General features: G+C 71.0%; 15 protein-coding genes and 1 pseudogene. 2 read left to right on the forward strand and 14 right to left on the reverse strand.

Features of this window, described 5'->3' with window-relative positions:
* Window positions 1-11 precede the first annotated feature (11 nt).
* Entirely contained in the window at window positions 12-506 is a 495-nt protein-coding gene (locus tag FLP10_RS05450) for a hypothetical protein (protein WP_149159953.1), read from the forward strand.
* Here FLP10_RS05450 and FLP10_RS05455 read toward each other — a convergent pair.
* From FLP10_RS05455 to FLP10_RS05500, 10 genes are all read right to left on the reverse strand, one after another.
* Entirely contained in the window at window positions 490-1,098 is a 609-nt protein-coding gene (locus FLP10_RS05455) for a hypothetical protein (protein ID WP_149159954.1), read from the reverse strand. The genes FLP10_RS05450 and FLP10_RS05455 overlap by 17 nt on opposite strands.
* Entirely contained in the window at window positions 1,095-2,483 is a 1,389-nt protein-coding gene (locus FLP10_RS05460; RefSeq protein WP_149159955.1) for an acyltransferase family protein, read from the reverse strand. Before FLP10_RS05460 ends, FLP10_RS05455 begins: the two co-directional genes overlap by 4 nt.
* Window positions 2,484-2,724: 241 nt before the next feature.
* Window positions 2,725-3,396, reverse strand: a complete 672-nt coding sequence (locus FLP10_RS05465) for a response regulator (protein WP_149159956.1) — start codon at window positions 3,394-3,396, stop codon at window positions 2,725-2,727.
* Window positions 3,393-4,817, reverse strand: coding sequence for a sensor histidine kinase (locus FLP10_RS05470; protein ID WP_149159957.1), 1,425 nt, complete (start codon window positions 4,815-4,817; stop codon window positions 3,393-3,395). Before FLP10_RS05470 ends, FLP10_RS05465 begins: the two co-directional genes overlap by 4 nt.
* A 121-nt stretch (window positions 4,818-4,938) precedes the next feature.
* Complete coding sequence (locus FLP10_RS05475) at window positions 4,939-5,514, reverse strand: HhH-GPD-type base excision DNA repair protein (RefSeq protein WP_149159958.1); 576 nt, start codon at window positions 5,512-5,514, stop codon at window positions 4,939-4,941.
* A gap of 46 nt (window positions 5,515-5,560) precedes the next feature.
* Complete coding sequence (locus tag FLP10_RS05480) at window positions 5,561-6,667, reverse strand: LacI family DNA-binding transcriptional regulator (protein ID WP_149159959.1); 1,107 nt, start codon at window positions 6,665-6,667, stop codon at window positions 5,561-5,563.
* Between the two features lie 99 nt (window positions 6,668-6,766).
* Window positions 6,767-7,849, reverse strand: a complete 1,083-nt coding sequence (gene yjfF / locus FLP10_RS05485) for a galactofuranose ABC transporter, permease protein YjfF (RefSeq protein ID WP_149159960.1) — start codon at window positions 7,847-7,849, stop codon at window positions 6,767-6,769.
* The gene (locus FLP10_RS05490; protein ID WP_149159961.1) at window positions 7,846-8,892 is read right to left on the reverse strand and encodes an ABC transporter permease; all 1,047 of its coding nucleotides are present in this window, start codon (window positions 8,890-8,892) and stop codon (window positions 7,846-7,848) included. Before FLP10_RS05490 ends, yjfF begins: the two co-directional genes overlap by 4 nt.
* A complete protein-coding gene (locus FLP10_RS05495) occupies window positions 8,889-10,538 on the reverse strand; it encodes a sugar ABC transporter ATP-binding protein (RefSeq protein ID WP_149159962.1) in 1,650 nt (549 codons plus the stop codon). Before FLP10_RS05495 ends, FLP10_RS05490 begins: the two co-directional genes overlap by 4 nt.
* A 152-nt stretch (window positions 10,539-10,690) precedes the next feature.
* Window positions 10,691-11,686, reverse strand: a complete 996-nt coding sequence (locus FLP10_RS05500) for an ABC transporter substrate-binding protein (protein ID WP_210418482.1) — start codon at window positions 11,684-11,686, stop codon at window positions 10,691-10,693.
* A gap of 310 nt (window positions 11,687-11,996) precedes the next feature.
* Here FLP10_RS05500 and FLP10_RS05505 point away from each other — a divergent pair.
* A pseudogene (locus tag FLP10_RS05505) lies at window positions 11,997-12,372 on the forward strand (glyoxalase superfamily protein).
* Window positions 12,373-12,390: 18 nt separating this feature from the next.
* On the opposite strand, the gene FLP10_RS05510 reads toward FLP10_RS05505, so the two are convergent.
* The 4 genes from FLP10_RS05510 to mmsB all read right to left on the reverse strand — a co-directional run bounded on the left by FLP10_RS05510 (window position 12,391) and on the right by mmsB (window position 18,230).
* On the reverse strand, window positions 12,391-13,437 hold the full coding sequence (locus FLP10_RS05510; protein ID WP_149159963.1) for a LacI family DNA-binding transcriptional regulator: 1,047 nt from the start codon (window positions 13,435-13,437) through the stop codon (window positions 12,391-12,393).
* Between the two features lie 35 nt (window positions 13,438-13,472).
* A complete protein-coding gene (araA, locus tag FLP10_RS05515; protein WP_149159964.1) occupies window positions 13,473-14,996 on the reverse strand; it encodes an L-arabinose isomerase in 1,524 nt (507 codons plus the stop codon).
* Window positions 14,997-15,171: 175 nt separating this feature from the next.
* Window positions 15,172-16,803 (reverse strand): xylulokinase, encoded by a 1,632-nt coding sequence (locus tag FLP10_RS05520; RefSeq protein WP_149159965.1) that lies wholly within the window; start codon window positions 16,801-16,803, stop codon window positions 15,172-15,174.
* Between the two features lie 170 nt (window positions 16,804-16,973).
* Window positions 16,974-18,230 (reverse strand): multiple monosaccharide ABC transporter permease, encoded by a 1,257-nt coding sequence (mmsB, locus tag FLP10_RS05525; RefSeq protein ID WP_149159966.1) that lies wholly within the window; start codon window positions 18,228-18,230, stop codon window positions 16,974-16,976.
* Window positions 18,231-18,240: the final 10 nt, after the last annotated feature.

Consider the following 18,240-nt stretch of genomic DNA (forward strand, 5'->3'; position numbering starts at 1 on the left):
ACACTCGACGGATGCCCCGCGAACGCCGCAACCCGCCGAAGCCGGTCGGCGGCGGCCAGGTCGCCGCCTGGATCGTCGCGATGTCGGTCACCGCGCTGATCTCCCTGCTCACCGTGGTGGGCGGGCTCGCCATGGCGTTCGGCTACACCGAACGCACCACCGCGACCATCGTCGCGCAGTACGTCGGCGGCGGCTCGCGCGCGATCGACACGTGCGTGCTCACCCTGGACTACACGACCGGCGGGATCCCGCACCGCGAGAACGCCGGCGTCGCCTGGCTCGCATGCCCCGAACAGTACGTCACCGGCGGAACCGTCGAGGTGCGGATCGATCCGACCCGACCGGATGCACCCCTCGTGGCCGGCGCAGAGGTCCACGTGTTCGTCCGCGATACGTCGATGGCGGTGCTGCTGGGCATCGTGCCGACCCTCGTCGTGTGGATGTTCGGCATCGGCGCGATCCGCCGACGCAAGGCGGAGCGCGACGAGCTCAGCCGGGCGGGCTGAGCAGGTACCAGAAGCGGATCGCGTCGTCGCCCCCGGGCCCCGGCTCGAGGCTGACCTGCACCGAGGTCGTCACCTCGCCGGATGCGCCGTTGAACCCCGTGCGGTCGCGCTGCCCGCCGGCACGTTCGGGCGCCAGAGCTGCGGGCAGCTCGTCCTCCGCCCAGGTCTCGATGCGAGCCTCGTCGAGACCGAGCACGGGCGCATCGGCGAGCAGCCGAGCTTCGGATGCCTCGCCGCCCGACTCGGTCGCGAACAGGTTCAGGCGGGTGAGCCGGCCGGCCGCCACCTCGATCGTCAGCTCGTCGGCGGTCGAGTGCCAGACCCCGGTCGGCAGGGTGATCGCCACGTCGATCGACCGATCGAGCGGCACCACCGTCATGCCGTCGTCCGCGCCGATCGCGGCGGCCCGGACCGGGGCCGTCAGATCCCAGTCCAGCTCGGCTCCCGCCTCCAGGGCGGTGAGCGTGGTCGGCGCGCCGGGATCGGGCGGGGCATCCGTCGACGTCGTCGCCGTGGGAGGATCGCCGCCGAACCCGACGACGCATCCGGCGAGCGCGGGCGCGACGACGGCGACCACGGCGGCGGCGGTCACGAACCGCGCTCGACGCGAACGGGCGGCGCCGACCGGCGGGGCCGGCCGCCGACGGGAGCCAGGGCGCATCCGTCCATGATGGCAGTCCCGGGCCGACCCGCCCGCTCCGCAGATCCGACGAGGGCGACGCCGAGCAGAGTGAGGGCGGCGATCGCCGGCGCCGGCGCGAACCCGACGACGAGCGCCATCCCGACGCCCAGGATGCCGGCGACCACCGCCGCCCCGGCGGGCAGGTGAGGCGTCCATGACGGGCGCCGCACCCCGCTTCCCCGCTCGAATCGCGCGAACACGCGCACGAGGCCGGCCGTCACGACTGCCGCGGCGACCAGCCAGAGGGGCCGGGTCTGCCACCACGCCGCGGTCAGCGGCTCGGGCAGGCCGAACCCGACCATGCCGTGCAGCACGAGCAGGATCGCGGCGAGACCCACGAACGCCGGCAGATGCCACAGGTAGAGCGTCATCCCCCATTCCCCGAACCGGGCGACGAGCCGCGAGGGAACGGGCCGGGCCGCCCAGCGCCGCAACGACTCGCGCACCAGCGAGAACAGCATGAGCTGCACGACCCCGAGTACCACGAGGACGAGCGTCGGCGGATTCAGGTTCGCGAACAGGTCGGGCGAGTACGGCCCGACGAGGGTCAGCAGGGCCAGGATTCCCAGCGCCGACGCCGCGGTCCACCGCCGCGACCGCGCCGCGACCCGGTCGACGGCTCCGTCGGCGAGGTGGAAGCCGAGTTGCTGCATGAGCAGCCACACGACGAGCAGGTTCGCGTAGCCGACCGCTTCCACGCCCGTCGACGCGCGAAGCACGTCGACGGCGACGACCGCGACCGCGAGGCCGGCGAGCGCGACGCGGGGCATCCGTTCGTGCAGCCGCACCATCGCCGGGACGAGCGCCGTGCAGGCGAGGTAGACCGCCAGGAACCAGAGGGGCTGCCCGATCCGGAACGATGCCGTCGCGATGACGTCGGGGTCGACGCCCGCGAGCGCGAGGGCGGCGAGGGCCGCACCCACCACCGCGACGAGCGCGATCGCCGGGCGCACCAGCCGTGCGATCCGGCCGCGCACGAATTCGGTCGCCGTGCCGCCGCGAGCGCGGGTGCGCTGCCACGACGTCCACGCGGCGTAGCCGCCGATCACGAAGAAGAGCGGCATCACCTGCACCACCCACGTGGCGGGCGCGAACCACACCCACCCCTCGAGCGCGTTCTCCAGCACGGGCCCGCCGGGGCCTATGCTCACGCCGACCATCAGGGCGTGCAGTACGAAGACGACGACGAGGCACGCCGCGCGCACCAGGTCGATTGCCGCATCGCGCCCCGAAGCGGGCGTGGGGGCGGGCGCCGGCGCCGCAGCGGCGGCGGGTCGGTTGGCGGTCAGGGTCATGTCGCGCTCCTCCGGGGCGGCGTCTCCGCCCGCCCGGGCAGGTTAGGAACGCGGTTCCGCGAGGCGCATCACGCCCGGGAGCGGTCGACACCCCCTACCGCGGTAGGTGCCGTTCGCACGTCCCCCAGTCCCCCAGTCCCCCCAATCCACTCGTCCACCGTTTGGACGGGTTTCGGCGCGCTTCGGCGGGGAGACCCGCCGAAACGCGTCCAAACGAGGGCAGGATTGACGAGCGCCGCGCTCAGCGCGCGGGGCGCACCAGCCCCGTGTCGTACGCGAACACCACGGCGTGCACGCGATCGCGAAGGCCCAGCTTCTGCAGGATCTTGGACACGTGCGTCTTCACGGTCTGCTCGGCGATGAACAGGTCGGCCGCGATCTCCTGGTTCGAGCGGCCGCGCGCGACGAGCTCGAGCACCTCGCGCTCGCGCGCGGTGAGCCCCGCCAGCAGGTGCTCGTCCACGACGGGGGCGGGCGCACGGCGGGCGACGTCCTCGATGAGCCGGCGCGTGACGCTCGGCGCGAGCAGGGCGTCGCCGGCCGCGACGACCCGAACCGCACGCGCGACCTCGTCGGGCAGGGCGTCCTTCAGCAGGAACCCGCTCGCCCCGGCGCGCAGCGCCGCGTGCACGTACTCGTCGATGTCGAACGTGGTGAGCATGAGCACTTTCGGCACGTAGTCGCTCGAGCGCGGTGGCGTCTGCAGCGCAGTGGTCGCCTCGATGCCGTTCATACCGGGCATCCGCACGTCCATCACCACCACGTCGGGGCGCAGTTCGTGCGCGAGTCGCACGGCCTCGGCGCCGTCGACGGCCTGGCCGACGACCTCGATGCCCTCCTGCGCGTCGAGCACGGCGGCGAAGCCGGCACGCACCATCGCCTGGTCGTCGGCGACGAGCACGGTGATCGTCACGAGGCCTCCCCGCGGTCGACGGGCGGGTCGGAGGCCGCCCCGTCGGCCGTGCCGATCGAGTGCACCGCCGGCAGCACCGCGTGCACACGGAATCCCCCCGCGTCCGTCGGACCCGCCTCGAGTGCCCCGGCGACGAGTCGCGCGCGTTCGCGCATGCCGCGCAGACCGTGACCGCGGCCGTCGTCGCCTCCGTCGCCCGCGCGCGCGGGCGCGGGAGCCGCCGGGGTGTTCTCGACGTCGACGATCACCGCGCCGCGCTCGCGCCGAACCTCGACCGCGGCGGCCGCGCCCGGCGCGTGCCGCAGCACGTTGCTCAGGGCTTCCTGCACGATGCGATAGGCGATCTGGCCGACGAGTTCGCCGCGCAGGCGGTCCTCGATGCGAGCCGTCACGGGCAGGCCCGCGCGTTCGACGCTCGCGATGAGGGCCGGCAGCTCGGCGAAACCCGGCTGCGGCGAGGTCTCGGCTACGGCGTCGGCGGTGCGCAGCACGGTGAGCAGCTCGCGCATCTCGGCCATCGCCGCACGCGCAGCCGCGGCGAGTTCCGCGAACTCGGCGGCGGCGACCGGGTCGAGATCGGGCAGTCGATACGGCGCGCTGGTCGCCTGCACCTGGATGATCGACATCCGGTGCGCGACCACGTCGTGCAGTTCGCGGGCGATTCTCGTGCGCTCCTCGGCGACCAGCCGACGCTCGTGCTCGGCGGCGCCGGCGCGGCGCTCTTCGTCGATCGCGGCGGCGAACCGACGCCGGGTCATCGCGGCGGCCCGACCGAGGCCCAGCACGACGGCGGTCACCGACGCGCTCGTGACGAGGTTCGCCACCACCCCGTCGGGCGTCGCCCCGCGGTCGGGCAGGAACGAGGCGCCGAGGGGCACCACGATCGCCCCCACCCACAGCACGACCGCCGCGAGATCGCGTGCCTGCCACGCGATGAGCCCCACGAGCAGGGTCGCCGTGATCATCTGCGGCACGCCGACCGGCCATGGGGCACCGGGGATGGCACTGCCCAACACGCCGAACAGCGCCTGCCCGACCAGGAACGCGCCGACCGCCGCCCACGGCCACCGCAATGCGAGCGGCAGGCTTCCGGTCTGCAGCAGCGCGACCGCGAACGCCGCCGCAACCGGCACGCCGTAGATCGTCGCGTCGAGCGGCACCGCGACCGCGAACAGCGCGACGGCGGCGGCGCCGACGACGAACCAGGTGAGAATCGCCTCTGGCCACGCGTCGCTGTCGATCAGCCGCCGACGCGCAGACGGGCGAGCGGCAGCAGCGCGAGGCACCGACGGTTCAGCGGCGGACGGCTCGGGCGGCAGCGGCGGCACGGGCGGTTCCGGCGGCTCGGGTGCTTCCGGCGGCTCGGGTGCTTCCGGCGGCTCGGGTGCTTCCGGCGGCTCGGGCGCAGCGGTGGCGATCATGTCCCCCACTCTCTCCGCCGTGTCCGGGCGGTGCATCCCCCTGCGGAGCCATCCTCGACCCCTACCGTCGTATCGCCCAGCTTCGCGGACGCATCCGGTCGGCGCGCGGGCGCGGCATCCGTCAGCCCTTCGCGGCCTTGGCCGCCGCCTTCGCCGCCTGCTTCGTCGCGCGCACCTTCGCGAGCGACTCGGCGCTGGTGATGTCGGCAACCGAGCGGAACGACCCCTCCTCGCCGTAGGCGCCGGCGGCCTCGCGCCAGCCCGAGGCATCCAACCCGCACTGCTTGCCGAGCAGGGCGAGGAAGATGCGCGCCTTCTGGTCGCCGAAGCCCGGCAGGGCCTTCAGCCGCTTCAGCACCTCGGCGCCGCTCGGGTCGCCCTGCGTCCAGATGGCGGATGCCTCGCCGCCCCAGTCGTCGCGCACGGCTGCGGCGAGCGCCTGCACCCGCTCGGCCATCGAACCGGGGTACCGGTGCACGGCTGGGGTCTGACGGAACACCTCGACGAGCCGGTCGAGGTCGGTCGCCGCGATCGTGGCGGGGTCGACCGCGCCGAGACGCTCGCGGATCTTCGCCGGTCCGGCGAACGCGGTCTCCATCGCGACCTGCTGATCGAGCAGCATGCCGACCAGCAACGCGAACGCGTCGCCGCTCAGCAGGTCGTCGGCCGCGGGGTCTCCGGTGATGTGCAGTGCCATACGGCCCATCCTCCCACCGCCGCCCGGCGCGGTGAAGGAACCGCGTTCACCTCGAGGGACCGCCTGCAGGGTCGCGTTCGCCACGCGGCGCCTTCGTCGAGGCCACCGGCAGAACCAGAGCGCCGGCAGGGTCGGTGGCCGAGCGGGGCGCAGCGGTCGAGGCCCGTTCCACAAGGGCCGGCGCGCGCAGCGGCGGATCGGCGGCCTCCTCGTCGCCGAGCAATCCGAGCACCGTGGCCAGCGCGTCGCGGCCGAGCAGGTCGAACTCCTGGCGCACGGTCGTCAGGGGCGGTGCGAAGTGCTCAGCCTCGGGGATGTCGTCGAAGCCGACGACGCTGACGTCGCCCGGCACCGCACGGCCCGCGTCGGCGAGCGCGTGGATCACGCCGAGCGCCATCTGATCGTTGGCGACGAACACCGCTGTGCACGAGGCATCCGTCGCGAGCTCGCGACCGAGCCGGTACCCGCTCGCGGGCGACCAGTCGCCCACCAGCGGCTCGCGCGCGACCAGCCCGTTCGCGCCGAGCACGGCGCGCCAGCCGCGGATCCGTTCGGCCGCGTCGAGCGAGTCGCCCGGACCGGCGATGTGGCGGATGTCGCGGTGCCCGAGCTCGACGAGGTGCGACGTCGCCCGTCGAGCGCCCTCGAACTGGTCGAGCGACACCCGGTGGGTCATCGCCGCGCCCTGCGAGGCGACCGCGACGAGCGGAACCCCGAGCTCGATGCCCTGCACCGCGTCGACCGCGGAGCGACGGGCGGCGATGAGCACCACGGCCTCGACGTTCTGGCGCACCAGCAACTCTGCCGCGGAACGCAGGGACGCGGCATCCGTCTCGAGCAGGCTGGCCATGATCACCGCGTACCTGGCCTCGCGAGCCGCCTCGTTGAAGTGCAGCGCGGTCGCGGACGGGCCGAAGTCGGGTGCGCCCGTCATGATCAGCCCGAGGGTGCGGCTGCGCCGGGTGACGAGCGCCCGAGCCGCCTGCGACGGCACGTACCGCAGCTGGCGGATCGCCGCCTCGACGCGGTCGCGGGTGGCCGGGCGAACGTTCGGCAGGTCGTTGAGCACACGGGAGACGGTCTGGTGCGACACCCCCGCGAGGCGCGCCACGTCGAAGATCGTCGCAGCGCGAGCCTTCTCTGCTTCAGTCACCGGTACCGCCCGCTCCTCGCCCGGCGCGTCCCGCGCCCGATCACTCTCGCTTGTCCTTCTGCCGATTCTCGGGCACGTGGCACCTCGCGCCGTGCCGCTTCATCGTCGCCGCGCCGTGAGCACCTTCTGCAGGATGATGAAGACGAGCAGCAGCACGCCGATGAAGATCTTCGTCCACCACGAGCTCAGGGTGCCCTCGAAGGTGATGATCGTCTGGATCACCCCGAGCACGAGTACGCCGAGCACGGATCCGAGCACGAATCCGTAGCCGCCGGTGAGCAGCGTGCCGCCGATGACGACCGCGGCGATCGCGTCGAGTTCGGTGCCGATCGCGGTGAGCGGGTAGCCCGACAGCGTGTAGAACGTGAACAGCACACCGGCCAGGCCCGAGCAGAACCCGCTCACCACGTAGACGAGCACCTTGGTGCGCGCGACGGGCAGGCCCATCAGCATGCCCGACTGCTCGCTGCCGCCGAGTGCGTACACCGTGCGGCCGAACCGGGTTCGGTGCAGCACCCACAGGGCGATGAGCACCACGACCACCGCGATGATCACGCTCGGGGTGATCGACATGCGACCGCCGAGCGGAATGCGGGTGACCGCGAGCTGCACGAACGTCGGGTCGGTGATCGAGATCGACGACTGGCTGATCACGTAGCAGAGCCCACGGGCCAGGAACATCGCCGCCAGTGTCGCGATGAACGGTTGCACCTTGAACACGTGGATCATGAACCCGACGAGCAGGCCCAGCAAGCTGGTCGAGATCAGGATGAGCGGAATCACCGTCTCGGGGCCCCAGCCCGCCTGCAGCAGGCTGGCCGCGATCATGCCGCTGAGCGCGACGACCGCGCCGACCGACAGGTCGATGCCCCCGGTGAGGATGACGAAGGTCATGCCGACGGCGAGCACGATGAGGTACGAGTTGTCGACGAGCAGGTTGAGGAACACCTGCCCCGACAGGAACCCGCGATAGCGGATGCCACCGATCACGAACACCGCGACGAACAGCAGTGCGGTGATGGTGACCGGCCCGTACTTGGGGCTGGTGATCACGCCGAGGACGCTCTGGAGCCGGTGCTTCGCGGACCGGCCGGCCGAGCCTGGGCCTCGGGCGGGGCCGTCGGCCGAGCCGCGTCCGCCGGGGCGACGGGCGCCGCCTGGTGCGTCGGTGAGGGCGGTCATGATGCGGCTGCTCCCTTCCCGGCGCGAATCGCCAGACTTCGGCGGAACGACGCGAGCGCGGCGTTCGTGGTGGGCGACTGGAGGAGGCAGACCACGGTGACCACCGCGGCCTTGAACACCATCGTCGCGATCGGCGGGATGCCGACCGTGTAGACCGTCGTGACGAGCGTCTGGATGACGAGCGCGCCGACCAGCGTACCGGCGAGCGAATAGCGTCCGCCGGCCAGCGACGTGCCTCCGATCACGACCGCGAGGATCGCGTCGAGCTCGATGAACAGGCCCGTGTTGTTCGCGTCGGCCGCAGCCGTGTTCGCGGTCAGGATGAGGCCGGCGATCGCCGCGCACACCGCGCAGAAGGTGTAGACGGTGAACAGCAGGCCGCGGGCGCGCACGCCGGCTTGCCGGGACGCCTCGGGGTTGATGCCGACGGACTCGATGAGCATGCCGAGCGCCGTGCGGCGGGTGATGAGCGCGGCGAATGCGAACAGCACTGCGGCGATGATCGTCGCGACCGGCAGGCCGAGCCAGAAGCCCGATCCGAGCGCCTTGAACGGCGGTGAGTTCACGGTGAGGATCTGTCCCTCGGTGATGAGCATCGCGACGCCGCGGCCGGCCGTCATGAGAATGAGCGTCGCGATGATCGGTTGGATGCCGAGCACTGCCACGAGGAACCCGTTCCACACGCCGAACACGAGCGACATGAGGATCGCGACCGCGATGGCCACCGCAACCGTCGAGATGCTGCCGGGGTTCGGCGAGCCGAGGATGATCGCGCACGCCACCGCGCCCGAGATGGCCGCGATCGCACCCACCGACAGGTCGATGCCGCGGGTGGCGATCACGAGCGTCATGCCCACCGCGATGATGAGCGTCGGTGCGCCGTTGCGCAGGATGTCGATCAGGCTGCCGAACAGGTGGCCGTCGCGCACCGTGATCGAGAAGAAGCCGGGGAACGCGATCAGGTTGACCGCGAACAGCACGAGCAGCATGACGATCGGCCAGAACAGCCGGCTCGCGACCATGCGGGCGAAGAGGGCGCTCATCGGTTGCCTCCGGTGGGGGTCGTGATGGGAGCGGCGGACGGGTCGGATGCATCGGATGCATCGGTGGTGGTGCCTGCAGCGGTGTCGGCGGATGCCTCGGAGCCCGGTTCGAGCGGAGCATCCTCGTCATCCGACCCCTCGGCGATCAGGGCCATCAGCGTGTCGACCGTCAGCCCGTCGTTGACGAGGTCGGCGACCAGTTGCCGGTCGCGCAGCACCGCGACGCGATGGCTGAGGCGCAGCACCTCTTCGAGCTCGGCCGAGATGTAGACCACGCCCATGCCGTTCTCGGCGAGGTTGAAGACGAGCTTCTGAATCTCGGCCTTGGCTCCGATGTCGATGCCGCGGGTCGGCTCGTCGAGGATGAGCAGCCTGGGTGCGATCGCCAACCAGCGGGCGAGCAGCACCTTCTGCTGGTTGCCGCCCGACAGGTTGCGCACGAGCGCCTCGCCGTTGCCCGGGCGGATGTTGAGCGCCTGGATGTAGCTCTGCGTCAGTTCGTCCTGCCGCCTGCGCGGGATCGGACGGAACCAGCCCCGGTCGGCCTGCAGGGCCAGCACGATGTTGTCGCGCACGGTGAGGTCGCCGACGACGCCCTCGTCGCGTCGGTTCTCGCTCGAATACGCGATGCGGCGCTTGATCGCCTGGCGCGGGGTGCGCAGCTTGACGTCGGCACCGCTGAGCGCGAGCCGGCCGCTGTCCGCGCGGTCGATACCGCCGAGCAGCCGTGCGAGTTCGGTCCGGCCGGAGCCGAGCAGGCCGGCGAGTCCGACCACCTCGCCCTCGGCGACGGGGAGGTCGACAGGCTGGAGCGCGCCCTTGCGCCCGATCTGCTCGGCGCGGAGGAACACGTGCGCGTCGGAGTCGTCGACCTCGGCCGCGCGCGTGCGGCGCTCGAGGTCCTCGAGGCTCGCGAGCTCTTTGCCGATCATCTTCTGCACGAGGTCGATGCGCAGGATCTCCGAGGTTTGGTACTCGCCGACCAGCTTGCCGTTGCGCAGCACCGTGAGGCGGTCGGCGATCTCGTACACCTGATCGAGGAAGTGGGAGACGAAGAGGATCGCGACGCCCTGCTCCTTGAGGGCGCGGATGACCCGGAAGAGCTCGGCGACCTCGTCGACGTCGAGCGACGAGGTCGGTTCGTCGAGGATGAGCACCTTCGCGTCGACGAGCATCGCGCGAGCGATGGCGACGAGCTGCTGGATGGCGAGCGAGTGGTCGCCGAGCAACGACGTCGGGTCGATCTCGAGGTTGAGCCGTTCGAGCTGGGCGGCGGCCTGCCGCCGCGTGCCTCGCCAGTCGATCGAGCCGAACCGGCGGGGCTCGCGGCCGAGCATGATGTTCTCGGCGACGGTGAGGTTGGACAAGAGGTTGACCTCTTGGTACACGGTCGAGATGCCGGCGGACTGCGCCTGGGCGGGCCCGGAGAACGAGACGCCCTGTCCGGCGAGCGTGATCGTGCCCGAGTCCACGCCGTAGACGCCGGTGAGGGCCTTGATCAGGGTCGACTTGCCGGCGCCGTTCTCGCCCATGAGCGAGTGCACCTCGCCGGGGAACATCCGGAAGTCGACGCCGTCGAGCGCCTTGACGCCCGGGAACTCGATCGAGATGCCGCGCATCTCGACGACGGGTGCGGGGTCGGTCATGTGTCTCTCCATCGAGCAGGGTGCGGGTGGGGCGGTGGTGCGGCGGCCGGCTACGGCGGTCGTGCACCGTCGGCCTGGTACTGCGTGGGGTGGGCGGGTGCGCGGCCCTCGGGTCGCGCACCCGCCCGCTCTGCGGAGCAGTCTGGCAGGCGTCAGTACTGACGGTCGGGCAGTGCCTCGATGGCCTGCTCCTGGGTGAACGTGGTCTCCTCGGTGATGATCCGCGGCTCCACCGTTCCGCCGTCGTTCAGCGTCGTGATGATGTCGACCAGCTGCTTGCCGAGCAGCGGGGAGCACTCGACGATGAAGTTGATCTTGCCGTCGGCGAGCGCCTGCATGCCGTCGTGCACGGCGTCGACCGTGACGATCTTGATGTCCTGCCCGGGAACGAGGCCCGCGGCCTCGATCGCCTCGATCGCACCGAGTCCCATGTCGTCGTTGTGCGCGTAGACGAGGTCGATGTCGGGGTTCGCCTTCAGCATCGCCTCCATGACCTGCTTGCCGCCGGCACGCGTGAAGTCGCCGGTCTGGCTGGCGATAACCTTCAGGTTCTCGTTCTCGGCGATGACGTCGGCGAAGCCCTCGGCGCGGTCGATCGCGGGTGCGGCACCGGTCGTGCCCTCGAGCTGCACGATGTTGACCGGCTCGGTGGCGTCGGCGTACTCGTCGAGCACCCACTGGCCGGCCTTCTTGCCTTCCTCGATGAAGTCGGAGCCGAGGAACGACACGTACAGCGAGGTGTCCTTCGAGTCGACGGCGCGGTCGGTCAGGACGACGGGGATGCCGGCGGCCTTGGCCTCGTTGAGCACCGCATCCCAACCGGTCTCGACGACCGGGGAGAAGGCGATGTAGTCGACGCCCTGCTGGATGTACGAGCGGATCGCCTTGATCTGGTTCTCCTGCTTCTGCTGCGCGTCGGAGAACTTCAGTTCGATGCCCGCGTCCTCGAAGGCCGCCTGGATGTCCTTCGTGTTGGCGGTGCGCCAACCCGACTCGGCGCCGACCTGGGCGAATCCGACGACGAGTTCCTCGATCGGCTTCGGTCCTGAGGCGTTGCCGCCGTCGGTGCCGCTGTCGCTCGCGCATCCCGCGAGCGCGAGGAGCATGGCTCCTGCCGCCGCGAGGCCGATGAGCTGCTTCTTCATCATGAACCTCCTTGTTCATTGTTCCGGCGGGGCGTGTGCGTCGCTGCGGTTCCTGGTGCGCCGGACGGCGGGTTGGGTACCTGCCGCACTCGGATGTTAGCGCTCACTTGTGAGCGCTCACAAGACCGGATCGCATAACAGAATGATTACGACGGATGCCAGGTGGTGTGGGCTCGTCGCTGTGCCCGCGTGCGAGCGGAGTCACTGAATGTGAGCGCTCATCTTCGCGCGGCCGCCCGGGATAGCTGAGTCGCCCGTGCGGACGGTGTCGGAGGGTCTCGGAAGACTCGACTCGGCGAAGGGAACGAATCGAATGGACTGGAAGATCGAACTCATCCACGTGCCGGTGTCAGACGTCGATCGCGCGAAGGCGTTCTACGTCGACAAGCTCGGCTTCAACGCCGATCACGACCACCGCGTCAGCGATGACCTGCGATTCGTGCAACTCACGCCGCCCCGGCTCGGCGTGCTCGATCGCGATCGGCGAGGGGCTCGGCGCGACGCTCGCGCCCGGCTCGCTCGATGTCATCCAGGTGGTGGTCGACGATGCCGATGCGGCCCTCGCCGAGCTCCGTGCGAACGGGGTCGACGCACAGGGCGTCGACGAGCAGGCGTGGGGCAGGTTCGTCTCCCTCACCGACCCGGACGGCAACGCCTGGACCCTCCAGGAACTCCCCTCGAGGTCCTGAGCCGCACGCGGTGCGGCGTCAGCCCCGCCATGCGGCGGTGGTCGCCCGCACCACGAGTTCGGGTCGGCGGGCGGTGCGGTCGGGTGCGGTGGGCTCGTCACGCAGTACGTCGAGCACCGTCGCCAGCACGTCACGTCCGAGCCCGTCGAAGTCCTGTCGCACGGTCGTGAGCGGCGGCTCGAAGTATGCCGCCTCGGGCAGGTCGTCGAACCCGATCACGCTCATGTCGTCGGGCACCCGACGGCCCGCCTCGCGAAACGCGCGCAGGAGCCCGAGCGACATCTGGTCGTTGCCCGCGAACACGGCGGTCGCATCGGCGTCTGCCGCGAGCACCGCGCCCGCCGCATAGCCCGACGCCGAGGTCCAGTCGCCGACGAGCGGGTCGCGCACCGCGAGCCCATGCGCGCGCAGGGTGTCGGCCCACGCGCGGCGCCGCTCCGCGGCATCCATCGAATCATCCGGTCCGGCCAGATGCCGGATCTCGCGGTGCCCGAGCGCGACGAGATGATCGGTCGCGAGCACCGCGCCCGCGTACTGATCGAGCGAGACGCGATGCACCCCGGGCTCGTCGGCGGAGGCGACGGCGATGACGGGCAACTGCGGGCTGATGCCGCGCAGCACCTCGACGCCGGCGCGTTCGCCCGAGATGAGCACGATCGCCTCGACCCGCTGCTGCTCGAGCCGGCGCACCGCGTCGGCGAGGGTGGTCTCTCCGACCTCCCGCATGCTGGTCTGGCTGACCGCATACCCGGCGTCGAGCGCCGCCTCGGTGAATCCGAGGGCCGCGCTCGACGGCCCGAAGTCGGGTCGGCCCGCGAGGATGAGCCCGAGCGCCCCGCTACGACTGCCGGCCATGATGCGCGCGCTCGGCGACGGCGTGTACCGCAGTTCGGCGATCGCCGCCTCGACGCGCACGCGGGTCGCCTCGGCGACACCGGGTCGGGCGTTCACGACCCGCGACACGGTCATGTGCGAGACGCCGGCGAGGCGCGCGACGTCGAACAGCGTCGGCAGGGCGGCGGATGCCTCGGACTCCGCGTCAGTCGTGACATCCGCTTCGTTCATGCTCAACCCGCCGCCCGCTTGGCCCTCTCCCGCGCTCAGAACCCCTGCGCCAGCCGGTAGTACGCCTGGTTCCACCGCACCTCGCGTTCGAAACCCCGCTGGGTGGTGTCATCGTCGATGACGAGCAGTTCGACCTTCGCCATCTCAGCGAAGTCGCGGAAGACGTCGACCCCCACCGCCGTCGTCATGACCGTGTGGTGCGCGGCGCCCGCGGTGAGCCACGCGGCGGCGCTGGTCTGGAAGTCGGGCGCGGGCTTCCAGATCGCACGGCCGACGGGGAGCTTCGGCAGCGGCTCGCGCGGCGCGACGTTCTCGACGACGTTCGCGGTGAGGCGGAACCGGTCGCGCAGGTCGCTCATCGCGACGACGACCGCGGGGCCGGGGTCGGCGGTGAAGACCAGGCGCACCGGGTCCTCCTTGCCGCCGATGCCGAGCGGATGGATCTCGAGGCTCGGCTTCGCGGTGGTCAGCGACGGCGCGACCTCGAGCATGTGCGCACCGAGGATCAGTTCGTCTCCGGGAGTCAGGTCGTAGGTGTAGTCCTCCATGAGCGACGCGCCGCCGGGAAGGCCGGCGCCCATGACGTTCGCGATGCGCACGAGGATCGCGGTCTTCCAGTCGCCCTCGGCACCGAAGCCGTACCCCTCGGCCTGCAGGCGCTGCACGGCGAGCCCGGGCAGCTGCCGGAGCGCGCCGAGGTCTTCGAAGCTCGTGGTGAACGCGCCGAACCCGCCCTCCTCGAGGAACGAGCGCAGGCCGAGCTCGATCGCCGCGCCGTAGCGCAGCGACTCGTGCCGCTCGCCGCCGCGCCGCAGCTCGGGCGCCACGTCGTACTCGTCCTCGTAGAGCGCGACGAGCTGGTCGATCTCTGCGTCGGATGCCGCGTGCACGGCGTCGGCGAGCTCGTTCACGCCCCAGGTGTTCACCTGCACGCCGAACCGCAACTCGGCCTCGGTCTTGTCGCCCTCGGTGACGGCGACGAAGCGCATGTTGTCGCCGAAGCGGGCGAGCTTGAGGTCACGGGATGCCGCGAGGCCGGCGGCGGCACGCTGCCAGGTGGCGAGCTCGGTCTGCACACGCGGGTCGCTCGCGTGGCCGACGATCGTCTTGCGCGGAACCCCGAGCCGGGTCTGGATGTACCCGAACTCGCGGTCGCCGTGCGCGGCCTGGTTGAGGTTCATGAAGTCGAAGTCGATGTCCGCGTACGGCAGTTCGACGTTCGCCTGGGTGTGCAGGTGCGCGAGCGGCTTCTGCAGGGCGTCGAGGCCGGCGATCCACATCTTGGCAGGGCTGAAGGTGTGCATCCACGCGATCAGGCCGATGACGTTGGGGGCCGCGTTCGCCTCGAGCACGACCTTCTTGATCGCGGCCGAGTCGGTGAGCACGGGCAGCCAGACGACCTTCACGGGCACTCCATCGGCGCGGTCGAGGGTCTCGGCGATGGTGCGCGACTGCTCGGCGACCTGCGCGAGCGTCTCGGGGCCGTAGAGGTGCTGGCTGCCGGTGAGGAACCAGACCTCGTACTGGTCGAGCGAGGTGGTGAGGGGAGTGCGGGTCATGGTGCGCGTCCTGTCGTCGGTGATGGTTCGTGTCGTGTTGTGTCGTGTCGTGTGTGTCGTGTCGTGTGTGTCGTGTCGGATGGGCGGGCGATTGCTCGGCAAGCGCGCCGGATTGAGCGATGCCCGCCCACCCGGGCTCATGGGGCGGGTCTGCGGTTCTGCCCGGTGATCCTGATCACAGCGCTCCGACCGCGGCCGCCTCGGCGGCGAGGCCGGCTCGGTAGCGATCGAGGTAGGCGGCGAAGCCGGCGACATCCGCGGCATCGGGCTCGGCGACCTCGATCGCGGCGCCGGCGAAGACCCGCTGGTCGAGGTACTCGCCCAGGTCGGCCGCCCTCGACTCGCCCGCATTGATCGCGATCGCGTGCGGCAGGAACGCCGCGAGCACCGCGATGCCCCACGCCCCACCCTCGGATGCGGTCTCGCCGACCGCGACCGGCGCGTCGAGCGCGCCCGCGAGGAACCGCTGCGCGACCCCCGCGGTGCGGAAGATGCCGCCGTGCGCGAACATCCGGTCGATCGCGACGCCCTCGTCGGCGAGCACGCGCATGCCGAGCGCGAGCGTGCCGTACACGCCGTAGAGCTGTGCGCGCATGAAGTTCGCGAGCGTGAGCCGGCTGTCGGGCGTGCGCACGACGAGCGGGCGGCCCTCGTCGAGCCCGGCGATCGGCTCGCCGGCGAGGTGGTTGTAGGCGATGAGGCCGCCGGCGTCGGCCTCGCCCTCGAGTGCCTCGGCGAACAGTGCGCCGAAGACCGCGTCGGCGTCCCGGGCGACCGGCGAGCCGGTGACCGCTGCGAACCGTTCGAAGAGCCCCACCCAGGCTGCGAGCTCGGATGCCCCGTTGTTGCAGTGCACCATCGCGACCGGGTCGCCCGCCGGGGTGGTGACCAGATCGACCTCCTCGTGGGCGCTCGCGAGCGGGCGTTCGAGCACGACCATCGCGAAGATGCTCGTGCCCGCGCTGACGTTGCCGGTGCGCGGGGCGACCGCGTTCGTCGCGACCATGCCGGTGCCGGCGTCGCCCTCGGGCGGGCAGAACGGGATCCCGGGCTGCAGCGTGCCGGTCGGATCGAGCAGGGCGGCGCCCGCGGCGGTGAGTTCACCGGCCGGTTCACCCGCGATGAGGATTTCGGGCAGCAACCGGTGGAGGGGCGCCGTGAGCGCCGTGCCCTCGACGCGAAGGTCGTATCGCTCCATGAGCGTCTCGTCGTAGCTGCATCGAGTCGCCGCATCGATCGGGAACATGCCCGAGGCATCCCCCACGCCGAGCACCTTCCGGTCGGTGAGCTTCCAATGCACGTACCCGGCGAGCGTCGTGACGAAGCGGATGTCTCGGACGTGCGGCTCGTCGTCGAGCACCGCCTGGTGCAGGTGCGCGATCGACCAGCGCAGCGGGATGTTCAGCCCGAACGCCTCACTGAGCTCGGCAGCGGCCGGCCCCGTCGAGGTGTTGCGCCAGGTGCGGAACGGCACGAGCAGGTCACCGGATGCATCGAAGGCGAGGTACCCGTGCATCATCGCCGAGACGCCGATGGCGCCGAACGTGGACGGCGCCGCACCGTGCCGGCGCTGCGCGTCGGCGACGAGGTCGGCGTACGCCGCCTGCAGGCCCGACCAGACCGCCTCGAGCGAGTAGGTCCAGCGGCGGTCGACGAACTCGTTCTCCCACTCGTGACCGCCGACGGCGAGCACTCGCGTCGGATCGTCGGCCGCGACGAGGCACGCCTTGATACGGGTGGACCCGAGTTCGATGCCGAGTGCGGTGCGACCCTCGCGGATCGACTCGGCGACGTCGATGTCGGTCACGGTCGGGACTCCCTCGTCTCAGGCTTCGTCAGCGCGAACACTGCGATGTTAGCGCTAACGAAGCCGGCTGGCAACGTGATGCCGGCCAGTCCTCCGCACGCAATCCAGGAGTTCGCCGCACGACGAAGGGGCCCCGCCGACGACGGGGCCCCTTCGGGTGGATCGGGTGGTCAGCGACCGCCCGAGCGGCGCTTGTTGTAGACGTCGAATGCGACGGCCAGCAGGAGCACCAGGCCCTTCACGGCCTGCTGCCACTCGATGCCGATGCCCATGATCGACATGCCGTTGTTCAGCACGCCGATGATGAGGCCGCCGATGATGGCACCGCCGATCGTGCCCACACCGCCCTGCACGGCCGCACCGCCGATGAACGCCGCCGAGATCGCCTCGAGCTCGAACCCATCGCCCGCCTTCGGGCCGGCCAGGTTGAGCCGCGCGGTGAAGATCAGGCCGGCGAGCGCCGCAAGCAGGCCCATGTTCACGAACAGCAGGAAGTCGACCCGGCGGGTCTTGATGCCGCTCAGCTCGGCCGCGTGCCGGTTGCCGCCGATCGCGTAGATGTGACGGCCGAACACCGTGCGGTTCATGACCACGCTGTAGATCAGCACCAGCAGGCCGAGCACGATGAGCGTTACCGGGATGCCCTTGTACTGGGCCAGCGCGTACGCGAACCAGCCGATCGCCGCCGAGACGAGCACGAGCTTGGTGACGAACCACAGCATGGGCTCGACGTCCTGGCCGTACTTCTGCCGGCCGCGACGCGTGCGCACCTGCTGCACGATGAGCAGGATGATCGCGATCGCACCGACGCCGAGCGTCAGCGGGTCGACCTCGAACTCGCCGAACACGTTCGAGAGGAAGCCGTTGCCGAGCGCGCGGTACTCGGTCGGGAAGGAGCCGATGTTCGCGTTGCCGAGCACCACGAGCGCCAGCCCACGGAAGATGAGCATGCCCGCCAACGTCACGATGAACGCCGGAATGCCGACGAAGGCGACCCAGAAGCCCTGCCAGACCCCGACCAGTGCGCCGATTCCGAGCGAGAGGATGATCGCGAGCCACCAGGGCAGCCCCCAGTGCACGGCGAACACGCCCGAGCAGGCACCGACGAACGCGGCGACCGAGCCGACTGACAGGTCGATGTGCCCGGCGATGATCACCATGACCATGCCGATGGCGAGCACGAGCACGTACCCGTTCTGCACGATCAGGTTCGAGATGTTCTGCGGCCGCAGCAAGATGCCGTCGGTGAGGACGGCGAACAGCACGACCACCGCGACGAGCGCGATGAAGATGCCGTTCTTACCCAGATCGCTGAGCACGTGCGACAGCCAGTTCGTGAACTTGTTGTCGGCGGGGTTGATGTTGCCGCCGACGGCCTGCGACTCCCCGGTCGGGCCGGTCGGAGTCTGCGTGGGGGTGTTGGTCATCGGATTCTCC

Origin of the sequence: Agromyces intestinalis (genome assembly GCF_008365295.1) — a bacterium.
Lineage (GTDB): Bacteria > Actinomycetota > Actinomycetes > Actinomycetales > Microbacteriaceae > Agromyces > Agromyces intestinalis.